This is a genomic window from Pedobacter sp. AC464 (assembly GCF_979253075.1).
This window is the reverse complement of the sequence record NZ_CEEDBV010000002.1, coordinates 1,637,341-1,656,592: the sequence shown is the minus strand read 5'-3', so window position 1 is coordinate 1,656,592 and position 19,252 is coordinate 1,637,341. Positions and strand designations below refer to the sequence as shown.

General features: G+C 38.4%; 17 protein-coding genes. 2 read left to right on the top strand and 15 right to left on the bottom strand.

From position 1 onward, the window contains the following. Positions 1-137: 137 nt before the first annotated feature. Both AC0IWT_RS18115 and AC0IWT_RS18110 read left to right on the top strand, forming a co-directional pair. Positions 138-2,456, top strand: coding sequence for an SLBB domain-containing protein (locus AC0IWT_RS18115; RefSeq protein ID WP_471798229.1), 2,319 nt, complete (start codon positions 138-140; stop codon positions 2,454-2,456). 4 nt (positions 2,457-2,460) lie between these two features. After that, the gene (locus AC0IWT_RS18110) at positions 2,461-3,540 is read left to right on the top strand and encodes a Wzz/FepE/Etk N-terminal domain-containing protein (RefSeq protein ID WP_471798228.1); all 1,080 of its coding nucleotides are present in this window, start codon (positions 2,461-2,463) and stop codon (positions 3,538-3,540) included. A 249-nt stretch (positions 3,541-3,789) separates the two neighbouring features. Here AC0IWT_RS18110 and AC0IWT_RS18105 read toward each other — a convergent pair whose 3' ends face one another. The 15 genes from AC0IWT_RS18105 to AC0IWT_RS18035 form a co-directional block, all read right to left on the bottom strand. Then, entirely contained in the window at positions 3,790-5,487 is a 1,698-nt protein-coding gene (locus tag AC0IWT_RS18105) for a capsule assembly Wzi family protein (RefSeq protein WP_471798227.1), read from the bottom strand. A 14-nt stretch (positions 5,488-5,501) separates the two neighbouring features. Then, positions 5,502-7,190, bottom strand: a complete 1,689-nt coding sequence (locus AC0IWT_RS18100; RefSeq protein ID WP_471798226.1) for a capsule assembly Wzi family protein — start codon at positions 7,188-7,190, stop codon at positions 5,502-5,504. Further along, positions 7,187-7,834, bottom strand: coding sequence for a hypothetical protein (locus AC0IWT_RS18095; protein ID WP_471798225.1), 648 nt, complete (start codon positions 7,832-7,834; stop codon positions 7,187-7,189). Before AC0IWT_RS18095 ends, AC0IWT_RS18100 begins: the two co-directional genes overlap by 4 nt. A 10-nt stretch (positions 7,835-7,844) precedes the next feature. Next, positions 7,845-9,779, bottom strand: coding sequence for a polysaccharide biosynthesis protein (locus AC0IWT_RS18090; protein ID WP_471798224.1), 1,935 nt, complete (start codon positions 9,777-9,779; stop codon positions 7,845-7,847). Between the two features lie 94 nt (positions 9,780-9,873). Continuing rightward, complete coding sequence (locus AC0IWT_RS18085) at positions 9,874-11,004, bottom strand: DegT/DnrJ/EryC1/StrS family aminotransferase (RefSeq protein ID WP_471798223.1); 1,131 nt, start codon at positions 11,002-11,004, stop codon at positions 9,874-9,876. A gap of 17 nt (positions 11,005-11,021) precedes the next feature. Continuing rightward, the gene (locus AC0IWT_RS18080) at positions 11,022-12,035 is read right to left on the bottom strand and encodes a ketoacyl-ACP synthase III (RefSeq protein ID WP_471798222.1); all 1,014 of its coding nucleotides are present in this window, start codon (positions 12,033-12,035) and stop codon (positions 11,022-11,024) included. Between the two features lies 1 nt (position 12,036). Continuing rightward, complete coding sequence (locus AC0IWT_RS18075; protein WP_471798221.1) at positions 12,037-12,771, bottom strand: SDR family NAD(P)-dependent oxidoreductase; 735 nt, start codon at positions 12,769-12,771, stop codon at positions 12,037-12,039. Then, positions 12,772-13,002, bottom strand: a complete 231-nt coding sequence (locus AC0IWT_RS18070; RefSeq protein ID WP_056870475.1) for an acyl carrier protein — start codon at positions 13,000-13,002, stop codon at positions 12,772-12,774. Between the two features lie 14 nt (positions 13,003-13,016). Next, positions 13,017-13,664, bottom strand: a complete 648-nt coding sequence (locus AC0IWT_RS18065; protein WP_471798220.1) for an acetyltransferase — start codon at positions 13,662-13,664, stop codon at positions 13,017-13,019. A gap of 5 nt (positions 13,665-13,669) precedes the next feature. Further along, complete coding sequence (locus AC0IWT_RS18060; RefSeq protein WP_056870473.1) at positions 13,670-14,269, bottom strand: sugar transferase; 600 nt, start codon at positions 14,267-14,269, stop codon at positions 13,670-13,672. 2 nt (positions 14,270-14,271) lie between these two features. Continuing rightward, positions 14,272-15,468 carry a glycosyltransferase family 4 protein gene (locus tag AC0IWT_RS18055; RefSeq protein WP_471798219.1) on the bottom strand — a complete coding sequence of 399 codons (1,197 nt, stop codon included), beginning with the start codon at positions 15,466-15,468 and terminating at the stop codon, positions 14,272-14,274. A gap of 5 nt (positions 15,469-15,473) precedes the next feature. Further along, complete coding sequence (gene wecB, locus AC0IWT_RS18050; RefSeq protein WP_056870471.1) at positions 15,474-16,610, bottom strand: non-hydrolyzing UDP-N-acetylglucosamine 2-epimerase; 1,137 nt, start codon at positions 16,608-16,610, stop codon at positions 15,474-15,476. Positions 16,611-16,632: 22 nt separating this feature from the next. After that, positions 16,633-17,754 (bottom strand): polysaccharide biosynthesis C-terminal domain-containing protein, encoded by a 1,122-nt coding sequence (locus tag AC0IWT_RS18045; RefSeq protein WP_471798218.1) that lies wholly within the window; start codon positions 17,752-17,754, stop codon positions 16,633-16,635. Positions 17,755-17,761: 7 nt separating this feature from the next. Then, entirely contained in the window at positions 17,762-18,187 is a 426-nt protein-coding gene (locus tag AC0IWT_RS18040; protein WP_471798217.1) for a WxcM-like domain-containing protein, read from the bottom strand. Beyond that, complete coding sequence (locus tag AC0IWT_RS18035; protein ID WP_471798216.1) at positions 18,187-19,224, bottom strand: polysaccharide biosynthesis protein; 1,038 nt, start codon at positions 19,222-19,224, stop codon at positions 18,187-18,189. The genes AC0IWT_RS18040 and AC0IWT_RS18035 overlap by 1 nt, the downstream gene beginning before the upstream one ends. Positions 19,225-19,252 lie beyond the last annotated feature (28 nt).

Here is a 19,252-nt window from a genome sequence, read left to right as displayed (position 1 = left end):
GCTTGCACCAAAAATGGCAGGAAAATTGTATACTCCGGCTTAAACAATGACCAAACAATTATCAACTTCGATAAGCTCAACCCTCCATTTAGTTTTTTAGTTTATATTTGCAACTATTTAATATTAAAATACAAGTCATGCGCTTAAAATATATTTTTTGTGTCCTGCTTATCGCTTTCATTCTACCATCAAAGCGTCTGTTAGCGCAAGCCATATCCACAGATAACCTGAGTAAGGTAAAAGTAGAGCAACTGTCGGATGCACAAATCCTCGAAATATCCAAAAGATTCGAATCCTCCGGTATTTCAGAAGCCGATGCCATCAAAATACTGGTTTCCAAAGGCATGGATCCGGCAGAGGTTGATAAATATAAAGAGCGTTTAGCCCAGGTTCAATCTGGTGGTAAAACTGCTAAAAACGCTCCACCTACAGCACAGGCGGCAAAACCACAAGCGCAAGCCAACCGCGACACTACAAAATCCTGGGAACCGAAACCGGTAAAAAAGGCCAGTCCAATTTATGGTTATGAGTTTTTTAGCAATCCGAACTTAAAATTTGAACCCAACATTCGCATCGCAACGCCGAAAAGTTATGTTATTGGCCCGGACGATGAACTTACCATTATGTTGACCGGTTTAAATGAAACCACTACCAACGCGAAAGTTACGCCCGAGGGTTATGTTAAAATACCATATGCAGGTTTAGTTTACGTGAATGGTTTAAGCATTGAACAGGCAACGTCTCAAATCAGATCTAAAATGGTTAAGGCATATCCAGCATTATCATCCGGCCAAACCAAGCTTAATGTAAATCTGGGAACGGTTAGAAGCATTCGGGTTACAATTATTGGTGATGTTGCAACCCCGGGAACTTATACAGTTTCTTCATTATCGACACTTTTTAATGCATTATATCAGAGTGGTGGCCCAACATATCGTGGTTCGCTTAGAAAAATCGAACTGATAAGAAATAACAGGGTAATACAGGTTGTCGATTTGTACAACTTCCTTCAAAAAGGCACACAATCAGAAAATGTAAGCTTAAGAGATCAGGATGTAATCCGTATTCCTGTTTACACCACCCGCGTAGCGATAGATGGTTCGGTTAAAAGACCGGGCACCTACGAGCTGAAACCTTCAGAAACTTTAAGTGATTTGATCACTTATGCCGGTGGCTTTAGCGATTTAGCATACAAAGGAACCGCAAAGGTAACGCAGGTTGGCGAAAAGGAAAGAACCATTAAAGATATATCATCAGACATGTTCGACAGATATACTTTAAAAAATGCGGATTCCGTATATTTTGGGGCAGTTCTGGATCGTTTTGCAAACCGGGTTGTAGTAGAAGGGGCGGTTTACAGGCCTGGTGCTTTTGAACTGAGTCAAGGCATTACACTTAAATCGATAATCGCGAAAGCTGATGGCTTAAGGGATGATGCAGTTCTGGGTAACGGTTACATAAAAAGAACAACGCCGGATTTAGAGAAAGAAATGATTTCGTTCAATCTTGGCAATATCATGTCAGGCAAGGAGCAGGATATCCCATTAATGCGGGAGGATTCAGTGTTTATCATGTCGACCAAAGATTTGAGAGATGAAACGTCAATCAGCATCGGCGGCTATGTGAGGGCTCCGGGAACGTTCCAATACCGCAGAGGTATGAGTGTAGCCGATGTGGTTAGCATGGCTCAGGGATTTCAAAATGATGCAGCAAATCATAGAATAGAAATTTCAAGGCTGATAAAAGACACAACAGATACACTTTCGAACAAACTGGTAAGTGTAATTACCATAAACCTCGATTCGGCTTTGACCTCCTCAACAGGGAGTTTCCTCTTAGAACCTTTGGATTATATTTATGTTCCGCGTTTGGTTAATTACCGTGCTATCGGTAATGTTAAGGTACGTGGCGAAGTGTTGTTTCCTGGCGACTATGCACAACAAAGACGGGACGAAACCGGCATTGAATTCATTAAACGAGCTGGCGGCATCACCCCGATGGGTTCTTTGGAAAACACCCAGGTTTACCGCAATGGCTTAAGAGTTGATATGGATTTAACAGGCAAACGAAAACGCCAATCGAAAGATGCAACGGTTTTGATGCCGGGCGACAGCTTATTTATTCCGAAAAATGTACCGCTTGTTGAGGTTACCGGATCAGTAAATAATCCTCAGTTATTACGTTATGCGAATTCAAACTTTAAGTATTATGTTGATGCCGCTGGTGGAATAACTGAAAATGCCCGCTTAAAAGGCGCTTACATTAAATATGCAAATGGAATCAATGCACCTGTAAAAAGCTTCCTTTTTATAAAAAATTATCCAAAAGTTACCGCGGGCAGCCAGATTGTTGTTCCGGAAAAATCGGGTAAAAATAAATTAGGTTTTGCAGAAATAACCACAATCGCATCGGCCCTTACCGGTATCGTTAGTTTGATTGCTATCCTCTTTAAATAAAACTATGCAGTCTGTAGAAAACAATGTAAAATACACAACGGTTGAAGAGGAATTTTCTTTTGCTAGCATGATCAATGCACGTAAAAAGGACTTAAAATACTTGTGGAAACACAAGATTCGGATTTTAATCATTGGCCTTATCGGTGGTGCGGCAGGTATTGCTTTGGCTTATTTCTGGCCGGTTACCTATACCGCTAAGTTAACCTTTGTTGTAGAAGAAGGAAAATCAAGTGGTGGCGGTTTATTGTCATCGCTGGCTGGCCAAATGGGTTTCGACATTGGCGGTTTAACCGGCGGAACGAGCGGTGTATTAGCAGGGGATAACGTGTTGCAATTATTAACGAGCCAGAAAATGGTGAAGCAAACCATTTTAACCCCGCTTGATAGCAACGGAACCTACACCTTAGCGGATAAATATGCAGATGCCTATAAGCTGAAGGAAGATTGGAAAGACCTGAAAGTCAATACCAAGAAAGAAATCGTCATGTTTCCGGCAGACACTAAGAAATATACCCGTCTTCAAGATAGTTTACTGCAATCCATTATCATTAAGCTAACGGAAAAAGAGTTATCCGTAAGCAAACCGGATAAAAAACTTGGCTTTTTTGCGCTTACGACCACCATGAAAAATGAGCAGCTTGCCGGTTTAGTTTGCACGAGATTAATTGAAGAAGCAACGCTTTTTTACATACAAACCAAAACTAAAAGGTTGCGGATCAATGTAGACAGGCTGCAAACAAGGGCTGATAGCATTGGCAGGCTGTTAAACAGAAAAACCTACGCCGCTGCGGGCGCAAATGCAATAATGTTAGATGCGAACCCAGCCTATGCAACAATCGGTGTTGGTGCCGAGCTGCAGGAACGGGATAAACGTGTATTGCAAACCATTTACTCGGAGATTATTAAAAACCTTGAGGTAAGCAGATCAATGCTGATGCAGGAAACACCTACTTTCCAAATTGTAGATGAACCAGAAATGCCGTTAAAGAAAAATAGAATGCGTTATTCTACCGGAATCTTAATCGGCGGCCTGTTATTCGGGGCTTTCTACTGTTTGTTTCTCCTCATCAGGCGAAAGGATTAAGTTACGTTGGTCTTACAGTGCTGAGCGTAGCAAAAGATTTCTTGCCTAAATTTACTCAATTAACGAAACACTATTTGCTGTTTTTACCTGATTGGCAAGGGATTGAAATTTCTAGGTCTGCCAATCGTATAACCGTGTTGAGCGGAGTCGAAGAACCACTAATAGCAACTTTCCTGCGCTATCAGCCATGCGCAGCCGACGACTGTATAATTTTAATCCTGAACAAAGTTGAATAACCTTAGCCAGCAATTAAAACCTAAAAGCTACCCCAAGTTCTCCGTGAAAATTAAATACCGTATTGTTTGGGATATAATACTGCGTATCCGTAAAATCCTTTTGTCTCCACTGATAATTTAATGATTTAATGCCCTGTAATTTTGCATTGAACAAAAGGTTTTTATAGTTCCAGTTACCTTCAGCAGCCATTGCAAAATCTACCCAGCTCCTGCTGCCGCCTTTAGCATTGCCGAACCCTGCATAATCATAAAAATCTCTATTGTGTTCCAAACGGTCAAATGTAAATCCGACTTTCTTCAAGCCTTTAACCCAACTAACCTCAAACGATTGCAAATTCCCACCGGTACCAGAGCCGGCTCCCAAAACCTCTCCATTATTGGTGTAACCTTGCCTCACTTCTCCATGATAATAGAAACTTCCGGCGTCCCTCAAAAGTAAGCCATCAATGGTTTGCGACATTTGTGTTAGCTCAGCGCCAAAAAGAATAAATTCATCTGTCTTATTACGCAGGGGCACCATTTTACGTAAGCCGAATAAATAGGCTCTGGAGTGTTCCGGAGAACCAATGAAATCTCTAAAATTATAAGAATTATCATTTAATCCATATTCGAAATAAATCTCTGCATGCGCCTTTGTAAAAAGCCACCTTGCATAAAGCGACGTTCTCTGGTCCCTTGCCGAGGCGTCATCGCCAGCGCCATTCCCAATTTTATTTTTTTGGAAAGGTATAAAGAAAGGAATGTAGTCATCCAGTCCTTGTAGATCTGGGCCATATGACATAAATGTTCTCGTAAAACCTAAAAATAGCCCAGGTACCCACTTAGGCTGATAATTTAAGTTTACGCCGGCCAGATACCTCCAGTCATTTCTCGTTGGAAGATAAGCAGCAACACCGTTAGAAAGATTTGTTTTTTCAAGGGGTGAATAGCCTGAAGCTTCAAGTCTTCCACCGATAATTTGTGCTTCGAAACTGCCAATATAAGTTTTTACTGGCTTAACAGTATTCAGTGTTACATGTTTAAACCCTGCTGCATTATTCCCCATCATCAAACTATTTTTTACACCTGGCCCCCACCATAAGTTTTCATTGGATAAACCTAATGAAGCAGGACCAACAGTAAGTCTGACGCTGCTTTGCCCCCACGAAAGTTTTTTATAAGCAGAAGAACCAAATCTTTCCGGTGCATCCAAAAGATTATAATTACCACTGTAATAAATACTTAATTCTGAATCACTTCTATCATTTCCAAAACTCTGAAAAGCCGAATTTTGCGCATAAACAAATTCAGGCTTAAGCTGAATGCTTAGAGGACCAAACTTTGCATAAAAACCGCCAGAAATCAGCGTTTGATATCCTTTGGCAGGTATCATTGCACCGTCGTTCCAGCCGTAAGGATGGTGGGTATTTATTTGCTGTTGCCAGGAGAAAGGCAAAATCTGAAAAATGCCTTTTCCGTTTGCAAATCGTACGGGGCCTGCGGATTTTAACCAGGAATCACCTGTTTCAGGATTAAAAATATTTTCCTGGTTTAGCGCCTCTGCAGACAGTGGCCTGTTGCTAAACGAAATTGACGAATCTAGTTTGCCGAGCAACTGCAACCTGCGGTAGTAATCTTCAGTAACGGCCGTTCCAACAGGAATTGTTTGCGCATAGAGTTGATTGGAAATAAAGCCAATAAGAATTATTAAAATTTTCGAAACCTTTCGCATTATTTATTCCTGTTTTAAAAACGGTATGTAAGACCTGCCTGAATTTGCAAATTAAAAACATCCTTACCCGGTGTCATATAAGGCTGGTCTGGCGCCTGAATAAGATACCATTGATAGTTCAGCGACTGAATACCCTGTAACTTCGCATTAAAAATAAAGTTTTTGTAGTTCCATTCGCCGCTAGCTGCAATGCTTAAATCCGTCCAGTGTCTCCTATAATCTCTTGAATCCACATAGGCATAGTAATAAAAATCATTGTTGTGTATAAGGCGCTCGAATTGTAAGCCAAGCCTTTTTAAACCTTTTACCCAACTTACTTCAACGGATTGATGATTTCCGCCAGGACCGATTCCGGCACCTAAAACCTCACCCAAATTGGTATAGCCTTGGCGTATATTTTTGCTGGTGTACCAGCTATCCAAATTCATCACCTTTGAGATATCCGTTTCCTGCATTTGCGTAACCTCAGCACTAATTAATAAGTTTTCATCTTTTTTTGTACCAAACGGGAATAGTTTACGCACACCAAAAATGTAAGCTCTGGACACATTCGATTCCAGGGCCAGATCATTTAAATTGCCTGAGTAATTATTCCTCCCATATTCAAAATAGACTTCTGCCTTTTCCTGTGGCCATAACCAGCGCATAAAATAAGAATTTCGCTGATCTCTTTTGTTGATGGCTTCAGCCGCGGCCGACTGACTTTTCGATCCAAAAAATGGGAAATAATCACCAAAAGTATTTAAACCATTCCCATAGTTTTGCGAACTTCTTGTGAGGCCTAAAAATAGTCCGGGTACCCACTTTGGTTGCCAGGTAAACACAAGGCCGGCTAAATAACGCCAATTGTCCGGCTTTGCAACATACAACGGTTGGCCGAGATAAGTCCGCTCCGGCTCCAAAACGCCATAGCCCGAATTTTCCAGCCGACCGGCTATTATCTGCCCTTCAAAAGAACCAATAGGACTGGTTATCGGTTTGCGGGTGTTCAGAGTCAGGTGTTTAAATCCAGGTGCAGTGTTACTCATTAACAATGAATTTCGCATGCCGGGCCCCCACCATAGGTTTTCTGTTGATAGGCCAAAAGATAGTGCCTTATAATTTACGCGAATGCTGCTCTGGCCCCAGTAAGCTTTGGTTACTCCGGCATTACCGAACCTCGCTGGTAAATCAATATTATTATAAAAGTCGTAATATCTGGCCGTTATAATGTCATAGTGGTTTTTATCAAACGTATCAAAACTACTGTTCGCAGCCATTACAATTTCCGGCTTAAATTGAACTGACAATAGGCCATATTCTGCGTAAATACCGGCGGTAATTAAAGACTGAAGCCCTTTCGCCGGAATCATTGCGCCATCATTCCAACCATAAGGATGGTGTGAATTGTTTTGTAAAAGCAAACCCATTGGTAGAAGCTGCCACTTAAACTTCCCGTCTTTAGAAACGCCCTGATAATCTGCATTGAGCATATTATACCTCGTTTCGGTAGTATCCGGATAGGCAAAATCCTTAACGCCAAAAGCTACTGTAGGTATTATTGGCCTTACCGTGAACGAAACAGTAGAATCGAGCTTGCCTGAGAGCTGCATTCTGCGGTAATAATCTTCGAGTGCTACTGTACCAACAGGTAAAGTTTGAGCATTAACTGTAATACAAGCCAGGCAGGACATTACCCCTATCAGCGTAATCAGTTTTCTCATAAATTAATGGTTTTAATACGAATATTATCTACCGACCAGCTTTCATCGCATTTAGGGTCGCTAGTATTTGTTTGTACAAGCTGATCTCTACATTGCAAAATCAGGCTGGCATTTTTGTGCTCAATAACTTTAGTTATGCGGTACATCGTTGTTCCGCCAAGTTTGCCGGCGAGATTACACACCCCTGGAAGGTTTGAATTGGCCGCACCAGTCTTAGGGTCATTGTTCGAATTTGGGAAATCTGCAGGGTAAGATTGAGGTGGGCAACCTAAAGCGTCGCAGCCTGAATTTGAAAATGTGGTATTTACATACAAATTACCGTCAACAATCATTTTCCATATGTCGGGCCCGTCAATTCCGTTACTGGTTTTGTTTCCGTCCCAACTGTCATGGATATACAAATCGAAAGATATTTCAACCAATCTATGTTGTGGCAGGTCAGTCAAGTTTAAATCGAAGCCAGAAGCATTATAACGGCCTAAAACCTTAGTGTTATTATAGCTTTCTACTGTCCCGTTAGCAATTTTGCTTAAATTACTGCTTTCGAAGTCATTAAAATAAACCTCCTGTTCATTTTTAACCTCCTTGGCACAGGAACCAAAAAGTAAACACGCGAATGCCGTGATTACAAATCTTCTCATCATGAGTGTTTGTTTAAGAGATATGGTCCAGCTCTTCAAAAACAGAGTTTTTGCTTTTAAATTCCGGAACCAGTTTTTTCATGTTAACGACAACCTGCCGGTCGTTATTATTTTTAGCAGAATGAATTAGCGCTGTAATCTGATTTACAACATCTTCAAAGACATATTGACGAACTTTTCCAATCATAATCTTCTGATGATGTGTAGGCATCGTGTTTTCATTATCATTCAGTAATTCTTCGTAGAGTTTCTCCCCCGGGCGCAACCCTGAATACTCAATTTTAACATCAACATTCGGTTCAAGACCTGCTAAGCGAATCATCTTTTTAGCAAGTTCCACGATTTTTACGGATTTACCCATATCAAACACGAAAATCTCACCGCCTTTACCCATGCAACCTGCTTCGAGTACTAGTCTGCAAGCTTCGGGAATGGTCATAAAATAACGCGTAATTTCCGGATGCGTTACCGTAACCGGGCCACCCTTTTCTATTTGTTGTTTGAAACGAGGGATCACGGAACCATTTGAGCCAAGAACGTTGCCAAAACGTGTGGTGATGAACTTAGTAATTGGTTTTGCTTCAAGTTCGTTGATGTAACTCAAACCATTGCTGAATATAAAATTATTCTCGCTAAGCGAATTATTTAAGGCCTGAACATAAATTTCCGCGATGCGTTTGGAAGCGCCCATCACGTTTGTTGGGTTAACGGCCTTATCAGTCGAAATCATCACAAACTTTTGAACGCCATATTTAACGGATTTATCTGCAATGGTTTTGGTACCCAGCACATTTGCTTTTATCGCTTCGGCAGGGTTATCTTCCATCAGGGGCACGTGCTTATAGGCGGCAGCGTGGTACACATAGTGCGGCTTATAGGTATTAAACAAAACGTCCATACGTTGTTCATCCCGAACATCGCCAATAAATGCATGGAAATTTTTATTCTTATTACCCTCCTCCAATTCGAGATATAACTCATGCAAAGCTGATTCGGCCTGATCGCATAAAATAATTAAACCCACATCGAATTTGGATAACTGCCTTACAATTTCGCTCCCGATGGAACCAGCTGCGCCAGTAATTAGAATGCGTTTTCTATCCAGCATTTTCCCGATTCCATCTATATCAATATCAATGGGTTTTCGGTTAAGTAAATCTTCAATATTAAGCTTTTGGATTTGAGCGGGTTGCAGTTGCCCATTTGCCCAAACATCATAAGGTGGAATGTTTAAAACTTTGATATCATTTTCCAAACACGTATCGATTACTGAATCTTTACGCTCTTCCGGAATAGTGTAAGACGCAAAAATGATTTCATCCAGTTCGTGCTCCGCAACGAGATTGCCTAATTTTTTTGCATCAAGTATTTTTACGCCATCTATGGTTTTACCAACTTTCCGCTCATCATCATCAACGAAGGCAACGATGGTTTTATTCACCATCCCATCATGGTCAAAAGTTCTTTTAGCAGCCAATCCAGCTTCTCCTGCACCATAAATGATAACTTTCACTTTATGAAGCTTAAGGTTTTTGATGTACATAAAAAAATACTTAATCAAAACCCTGTAAACGATAAGAAACAGGAAACTACATAAACATGTCGTGATGAGTATGATGTTCGAAATAATTGCGACTTTGAAAAAGGTTAGGGCAATAAGGTTCAACACGAAAAACGTTCCGTTGCCGATTACCACAGCAATCAAAATTCTGAATGAATCCTGTGCGCTTGTGTATCTGATGATACCCGCAAAGGTTTTGATGTGTAAGAAAACAGCGCAATTAATCACACCAAATATCAACAGATTTCTCGCCAGTTCGGGTACATCAACGGATGTAAGATCAAAGTTATGTTTTAAGGTGTAAGCAAACACCATAGACGCTGTACAGATGCAAAGATCCAGAAGAAAAATAATCCAGCGGGGAACAATATTGATTTGAGTAAACAAGATTTATAGTCTTTATTAATGTAAAGATAGTTATAATATTCTTATCAAATAGATTACCAAATTTTGAAACTATGTAATGTTGATTAAAACATTTTTAAAAAAAAGAATTTAGTACCACGGATATTCTTTCGCGATCAATATCTGAAAGGTTCGAGCCTGAAGGTAAACATAGCCCAAAAGTGAACAAATTTTCAGCGACAGTATCGCCATAAAAAGGCGCATTTTCAAAAATCGGCTGTAGGTGCATCGGCTTCCATAATGGCCGCGATTCAATGTTTTCGTTAGAAAAAGCCAATCTAAGCGCTTCTCTATTTTTCCCTGTAATTGTTTCATCAATTACTATTGCGGAAAGCCAGTGATTGGAATAATAATCCTGACTCGGTTCAGAAAACACCGCAACACCCTCAACGTCTTTTAATATCTGTAGATAGAAATCATGCATCTTTCTTCTTGCATCAACCCGTTGTGGCAACACCTCCATTTGACCCCTACCTACCCCAGCAACAATATTACTCATTCGATAGTTGTAGCCAATGTGAGAATGCTGATAGTGTGGAGCGTCGTCTCTGGCCTGTGTAGATAAGAAAACAGTTCTATCTTTGTCTTCTTTAGAATTGCATACCAGGGCCCCGCCACCAGAGGTTGTAATTATCTTATTGCCGTTGAATGAAAGAATACCAAACTTACCAAAGGTTCCGCAGTTTTGCCCTTTGTACCTTGAGCCTAATGCTTCTGCGGCATCTTCAATAACCGGAATGCTAAATTCGTTCGCAACCATCATTATTTCGTCCATTTTTGCAGGCATGCCATATAAATGAACAACTATAATCGCCTTTGGCTTTTTGCCCTTTGCTATCCTATCTTCGATTGCCTGACGTAAAGCAGCCGGACACATATTCCAGGTATCTGTTTCCGAATCGACAAAGACTGGTCGTGCACCGCAATAGGCAATTGGGTTAGCAGATGCGGAGAATGTCATAGACTGACAAATAACTTCATCTGCATAGCTAACACCGCATTGTAATAATGCTAAATGCAGCGCTGCGGTTCCGGCAGAAAGCGCTGCAACCTTAACATCTTCCTTTAAAAAGGATTCTAAATCAGATTCAAAACCATTGACATTTGGGCCTAAAGGTGCAACCCAATTTTCGTCAAATGCTTCATGAATATATTTCAATTCTGTTCCTCCCATGTGTGGCGAAGAAAGCCAAATTTTATCTTTCATATCTTTTAACACTAGCTTTACTCAATTGCTTTAATTATACATCCGCCCCAAGAGTATCCAACACCAAAGCCGGCAAGAAGTACATTATTTTTAATTCTCTTATCCTTGATTGCATTCGCTAATGCAATTGGGATAGTTGATGAAACAGTATTTCCACAATCTTCTAAGAAATAATAAAAATCATCCTCATTTATTTTGATTTTTTTTCTTAAATGGTTTAACATGTATTTATTTGCCTGATGGAAAATAAAAAGTTCAACATCCTCTTTAAGTAATTTATTCTTTTTAAGAACTTCCTCTATAAGACTGGGAACTGCGCTCGATGTAAAATTGAAAATTTCTGTCCCATTCATATACAAATTATTTTCATTTGTAATATTTCCAAAATCATCTTTCTTATCGCTTACCCCTAAAATAGATTTATCATATCGCACTCCTCCTCGTTTAACAATTAAATTTTCTGCACCTTGACCGTCTGTGCCAAGTTCAAAATCTAATATCTCTGCAATTCCCTCATCAGCGCTAATCAATGATGCAGAAGCTGCATCACCAAAAATTGTTTTATTACTTTTATCTTGCGGATGAATAAACTTGCTGTATGTCTCTGAAGTAATTAACAGCACATTTTTTGCAATTCCGCCATAAATTAGTCCTTTTGCTAGTGCTAATCCATAAATATATCCTGAACATCCTAAATTAAAGTCCAAGGCCCCCGCATTAGTTGGAATACCTAATTTATCTTGTAAAATACACGCTGTTGTAGGCAATAAATAATCTGGACTTTGCGTACATAAAAGAATAAAATCTATAGAAGAAGGCTTAATTTGATGGTCAGTGAAAAGTATATTTGCTGCTTTCAAAGCCATATCTGAAGAGAATTCATTCTGTGCAGCAATGTGTCTATTAAAAATCCCTGTTTTACTAGAAATTTTATCTACGGACCACTCTGGAAAATCGCTATTTATACTTTCATTTGTTAGAACCTTTTCAGGTAAATAGTAGGAAATTGCCTTTATGTATGCTTTAATCATATTATTTTAATGTTAAACCTCCATCTAAAATGAGATCGGTGCCGGTCATCCACCTGCTTTCATCACTCAAAAGATAGGTAACTAGTGCTGATACGTCTTCAGGTCTGCCATAACCTAGAGGATATTCTTTTTCTGCGTCTTCTAACGAAGTTGTACTAACCTCTTCTGCATTGGCTGTCATCGGTGTGATAACAATTCCCGGACAAATACAGTTAGCCCTAATCTTCTGAGCTGCCAATTCTGAGGCGACAACTTTTGAATATGCACAGATAGCGGCTTTAGATGCAGCATACAATGCCGTTCCGGGTATGCCTAATTTTGAGGAAATTGATGAGATGAATACCAAAGAACCTCCTTTTGTTATCAATCTATTTTTGATCAGCTGTTGACACAATAACACAGCACCTTTAAAATTAACATCAAATACTTTGTTTATTTTTTCATCCGACATGAATTTAATCGGCAAATAATCTACGATTCCAGCGTTAAAAACGATACCATCAAATGGAATCTGTTGTTTAATAAAAGCAGCCACTTCGTTCTGCTTAGTCAAATCAAAAGAAAAACATTTATGATTGCCGTCTTTCATTTCTGCTGTTACGTTTTGCAGGCGCTCTAGGTTTCTGCCTACCAATGTAACTTCTGCACCTTGTTCTCCTAAGTGAATCGAAATTTGTCTCCCAATGCCGGAAGAACCTCCGGTTACTAAAATTCTTTTATCCTGAAGAGAAAACATTTACAATCTCTTTTTTATAGTTTCAAAAACATCAGCCAAGGTTGAAGAATTTTTAAAATCATCGGCGGTAATTCTAACGCCATATTCTTCATCAACCATTGCCATCACGGATAGTGCAACTAATGAACTCCATTCTTCAAGGTCTTTAAAATTGGTACTTAATGAAATAGATTCAGGATCAGTTTCATCAAACTGCAGCGCAAAATTTTTAACAAAATCGTTTTCTTTCATAGCGTATATATATATTAATCGTTAAACTTTACTGGCTTGGCCGGGATGCCAACAGCTGTGCAATTAGCAGGAAGTGATTTGTAAACAACCGCTCCTGCTCCAACTATTGTCTTTGTTCCAATAGATAATTGATTTATAATTTTAGCACCAGTACCAACATAAACTTCATTTTCAATCACAACTTCCCCAGAAACATTAACAGAGGGCATAAATGAGCAATAGTCGTGAATTTCCGTATCATGTCCAACTGTACAACCTAAGTTAAATATTACATGCTTTCCTATTTTAATATTCACAGTAATCATACTTCCTGCACAAACAATAGTCCCTTCGCCAATAGATACGTCATCTTCACCTAAAATAACATTGGGATGTATTAATATAGGATAACTAACGTTTGAATTAGTAATTTTTTCAATCAATTTCCTTTTCAAGGAAGGCAAGCCAATTGCAACCACTATATATACTTCTTCGGTTATAAGGTTAATATCCTCAATGCCTCCTAAAACGCTATAGCCATTAATCAGAGTACCTAGAGCGATCCCATCATCATAATAACCTAAAAAGTTAAACTGTGGCCTAACTAAGTTTATCTGATCAATTAGCATTTTTACTTCTCTCCCAAAGCCTCCAGCCCCAATAATCGCAATATCTTTAATCATAATTTTTACCCTTCAAATCTAGACATGGTAGCTTCACCGCTTTTTGAAATACCATCTTTCTTAATTACCTTTTTTATAGTTAATAACAATATTTTAACATCTAATGCAAATGAGAGATTGTTAACATACCAAACATCTAACTCAAATTTCTCGCTCCAACCAATTGCATTTCTACCATTTACTTGAGCCCAACCTGTAACACCTGGTTTTACATTATGCCTTTTGTTTTGTTCAGTGCTGTACAGCGGTAAATACTCTGGCAATAACGGTCGCGGGCCAACTAAACTCATTTCTCCTAACAAAACATTTAATAGCTGCGGTATTTCATCCAAGGAAGTTTTCCTAACAAATACACCCACCTTAGTCAAACGCATAGCATCTGGCAATAAAGCGCCATTTAAATCCTTCTTATCATTCATCGTCTTAAACTTGATGATTTTAAATAACTTGCCACCCTTTCCCGGTCGTAACTGGAAAAAAAAAGGTTTTTTATCATTTGCTATATACAATCCAACAAATACCACAACAAAAATAGGACTTAAAACCAACAAGCCTAACAAAGCAGCTACTATATCAATCAATCTTTTTATAAAAGTCTTATACATGCTTATCTCTTTTCAGCAATTAGATTAAAAGTCCTGTCTACCAGATATTCCTTTAACAATAAAATTCCTGCATTTTTACCAAGTTCATGTAGATCATCCTCTAAAACTAATTTTTTTAATTTGCTCTGCATTTCTGTTTGGTTACCTGCAGACACTTTGTAACCACAATTGGCAAATTCAATGATATCCCCAATGTCGGTATTCGGGTCTGTTGCAGCAAGTACTGGCTTTTCCATTTCTAAATACGATAATAATCTTGAAGGAAAATTAGGTATTAAAAAATTTTTATCTAAAAATATTAGTCCCACATCACACGCTGATAACAACTGGTCATAATCTTCTTTTGGTAAGTATTGTAAAAGTTTTGAATTAGTTGGTTTATGCTCCTTAAACCAATTTTCTATCCTTGGAAATTCTGTTCCGCTACCAACGATTAAAAAAAATGCCTCATTGAGTTCAGTCATTAAAATAGTTTCCAACAAAAAATCTAAACCTTGTGGCTTCCCTAAATTTCCGCCATATACCAAAACCTTTTTATTGGTTGGAATAAGATATTTTTCGCGGATTGCCATTTTCTGTTGGTGAGAATAGTTAAAAGCAACTGGCTCTATCGTGTTAGGATTCACCTCCACTTTGGCTTTACTGATTTCGGGGTTGTGATTCAATAGAAAATCTACATTCGCCTGCGACATGCAGCCAATTGTATCTGAGATTTGATACAGGGCTTTTTCCTTTTTTTCGAAGATCTTATGAATTATACTACCTTCTTTAATCAGTTTCATATCCACTGCATTCTGAGGAAAAATATCTTTTAAAAGCAAGTAAGCATAAGCGTTATCTTTTTCCTTAACATATTTTATAACCTTATAGAAAGTAATAGGAGGTGTTGAATAAATAATCAAATCATATTTTTTATTCGAAGCATATTTTTTAATTGCAGACAGGTATTGGAATTCTATTGCAAGAGTACCGATACCTTTTTCTATGATATTAGTTTTTTGAATGTTAAATGTTCTTACTTGCAAAATTGAAACACCATTTTTTTCCGCTAAGTTAGTTGCAATTCCCTTTCTTCTTTCGACTGGTGTCACGATGGTTACATCATGACCTTTACTACTAAATTTGCGTAATAAATCATGATATATTCCACGCTCTTTAATATCATTAATCTCTACTAATGTTAAAAATAGTATATTCATTTATATCATTCGCTCCAAACAACTCTTTTAATATAATCAACGTAGCTAATAATGATACGAACAACCTTTTCAGAAACATTTGGCATAGAATAATCAGCTACTTTCCTAAAGTTTCTTTCAGCGCCTCTTTTTTGATATTTAAGTTGTATAAGTGCCTGCATAATGCGCTCCTTATTCATACCCACCATCATTACAGATGCTTCCTCCATCGCTTCAGGGCGTTCATGAGCATCTCTTAAATTTAATGCGGGGAAATTTAAAGTTGAGGACTCTTCAGATATCGTACCACTATCAGATAATACGGCAAAAGAATGCATTTGTAAAGCGTTGTAATCATTGAAGCCCATCGGCTTTAAAAATTGCACTTCAGGTCGCATCTCGATTTTTTTTGCATTAATCATGTTCTGAGTACGTGGATGTGTACTTACAATAATTGGATAACCATACTTCTCAGCAATGAGGTTTAGGCTTTCCATTAAACCGGTAAAGTTTTTTTCACTGCTGATATTTTCTTCACGGTGTGAGGAGACTACAAAATATTTGTGTTTTTCTAATTTCAATTTAGCTAACACATCTGAGTTTTCAATTGATGGCATGTAGTGCGTTAACACTTCAAACATAGGCGAACCAGTTTTGATGATTCTATCAGCTGGTAAGCCTTCTCTTAACAAGTATTCCCTTGCAATATCGCTATAAGTTAAATTTACATCAGATACATGATCGACAATTTTTCTGTTAGTTTCCTCAGGAACACGCTGGTCGAAACATCGGTTTCCGGCTTCCATATGAAAAATAGGTATGTGGCGTTTTTTTGCAGGAATAGCACATAAACAGCTATTAGTATCGCCCAAAACTAAAAAAGCATCTGGCTGTTCGGTTTCTAATAGTGGATCAATTTTAATTAAAATCTGCCCAACAGTTTCTGTAGCCGTTTTACCTGCGGCATTTAAAAAGAAATCTGGTTTACGAATAGCCAGATCATCAAAAAAGATCTGGTTCAATTCATAATCATAATTCTGACCTGTATGTACAATTACATGCTCAATTGCATCTGATGCATCCAAAGCAGCCATCACTCTAGCCAATCTTATGATTTCTGGCCTAGTACCAACAACCGTCATTACTTTTAATTTCTCTTTCATCAATCTTATGTTTTCTTATAATTTAAACTGTCTCAAAATAAGTATCTGCATCTGCAGGGTCGTAAAATTCGTTTATCCAAAAATTGGTATATAGCTCCTCTTCACCAATGTTTTTGATGTTATGAGTGTACCAGATTGGCATATCGACAAAAGATGGCTCGTTTCCATCAAGATAAAAGTTTAAAACTTCATCAGTACCGATTCTCCGCAACTGGATTAATGCTTTTCCTTTAATCACTGCAAATCTTTCAATTTTGCGTGTATGGTAATGATTTCCCCTTGTGATACCCGGCACTGTTGTAGAAAATGAGACCTGCCCGCCAACATTTAATCGAATAATCTCTACAAAAGCTCCTCTCGCATCAGTATTTTTTACAAGTTTAACTGGGTTATGCTCTTTGATATCGATATAACACCTAAAGGTGTTAAAGAGGTTTAATTCAAATCGGGAATTAATTTGCGGGATTATTCCAGACAGGAAATATTGCTCCTTATAGGTTTCTAATAAGCTTAGAATTTGAGAAACTTTATGGGTTGAAGTCTCGGGGATTAGTAAAACTGGATTACCTTTTTTACTTCGAATTTCATTAAGAATAATATCAACAAGTTCAGCCACATAAATCAATTTTACATCCCCATCTACGTCGATTTTTGGTTGTTCGTTATGAGTAAGCTGATGTGAAAAGGTTGCAATGAATGAATTGTAGTAAGGGTGGCCAAAAGGACCAAAAACATTTGGGATGACCAAGCCTGTGAAAGTCCCTGCTGCTCTTTTTGCCCAGTTTATAAATAGTTCACGCCCTTCTTTTTTACTTTTGCCATACAAGTTGTCTCTTTCTTCTTGTGAAGACGAAGAGAACAAGATGTGAGCCTTGCTATTTGCTTTTTCCAACGCAGCAATAAGTTGTTTTACCAAGTCGATATTGGTATCATACAAAATCTGTGGATCGTTATGCCTGTTCATTGCCGCCAAATGCACAATCACATCGCATTGGCTCACGAAATTTTCTAACTGTAGCGGATTTTTAAAAAAGCTTTGGTGATATGGAATTTGCTCGAATTCTTCAGGATACAATCCTAATGAATTGTATAAATGCTGTCCTACAAAGCCTTCTTGGCCTGTAATACCTATTCTCAGTTTCATTTATTAATTATGCTTTAAAATAATCTATTAGAAATAAAATATCATCATTCTTAGCGTGTTCAATCGAGTAATCTGCAAATACCATAACCTCAGAGTCCGCTTTAATTGCACAAATTGCGCTTGCATATCCTTTGGGAACATGTAACACGACATTATCAGCAGCTTGTAGAACAAACTCTTGCTGACTAAGTGCAGGAGAAGGTTTCGTCCAATCGTCTATTTTGATTAAATTAATTTTGAAACCACCTTCAATAACATGAAACCACCGTTGCTCAATTCTGTGCGCCCTCCAACCCCTAATGAAAGCAGTGTCATTGTGCCTAATTCGATAGAACCGCTTCACTTGACTCATATCAAAATCATTAACGAATGATAAAGTACCGCGATGATCGGAATGAGTACCCCCCTTTATGCAATCTACCTGGTTGCCCATTATCCAGCGTATTGCACAGCCGATAAGTCTCCTAAAACTTCCCTCTTTATTAATGGCAACCCTAAAAGAAGTTTTTTCATGCCTGCTACACCCTGTTGCTCAGTGTTATGTGAATGATAATCTTCTATAGCAGAAATTTCCTCTTCCCCCTCTGAGAAATATTGTGCATAATTTAAATCTCTATTGTCCGCCGGGATACGGTAAAAATCGCCCATATCTTGCGCTTTTATCATTTCTTCACGCGTACAGAGGGTTTCGTACAGCTTCTCACCGTGTCTGGTACCTATAATTTTGATTTCATTGTCGGCATTACACAATTCTTTAAGCGCCTGAGCTAAATCTCTAATAGTTCCTGCTGGTGCTTTGTTAACAAATAAATCACCAGGATTGGCATGCTCAAATGCAAACAATACCAAATCAACGGCGTCCTCTAATGACATTAAGAACCTTGTCATATTTGGATCAGTAATAGTTAAGGCTTGTCCACTTTGAATTTGCTTTAGAAAGAGAGGAATAACCGACCCTCTTGACGCCATTACGTTACCGTATCGGGTTAAACATACAGTTGTTTCGGTCGAATCCCTGGAGGCTGCGATGGCAACTTTTTCCATCAATGCTTTCGAGATTCCCATAGCATTAATTGGATATGCTGCTTTATCAGTACTTAAACAAATCACTTTATTTACTTTGTTAGCAATCGCAGCTGAAATTACATTCTGTGTTCCGAAAACATTTGTTTTTGTAGCTTCTATTGGAAAAAATTCACAAGATGGCACCTGCTTCAATGCGGCAGCATGAAATACATAGTCTACACCATGCATTGCTCTTTCTACACTATGTAGATCTCGCACATCCCCTATATAAAATTTCAGTTTATCACTCTTAAGGGTATTCCGCATATCGTCTTGTTTTTTCTCATCACGTGAAAAAATTCGAATTTCACTGAAATGATCCGTCTGCAAGAATCGATTTAATACGGCAGAACCAAATGACCCAGTACCGCCAGTAATTAGTAGTGTTTTTTTATGTATTTCCATTATTTTGTTTGTATTTGCAAAGAGCCTG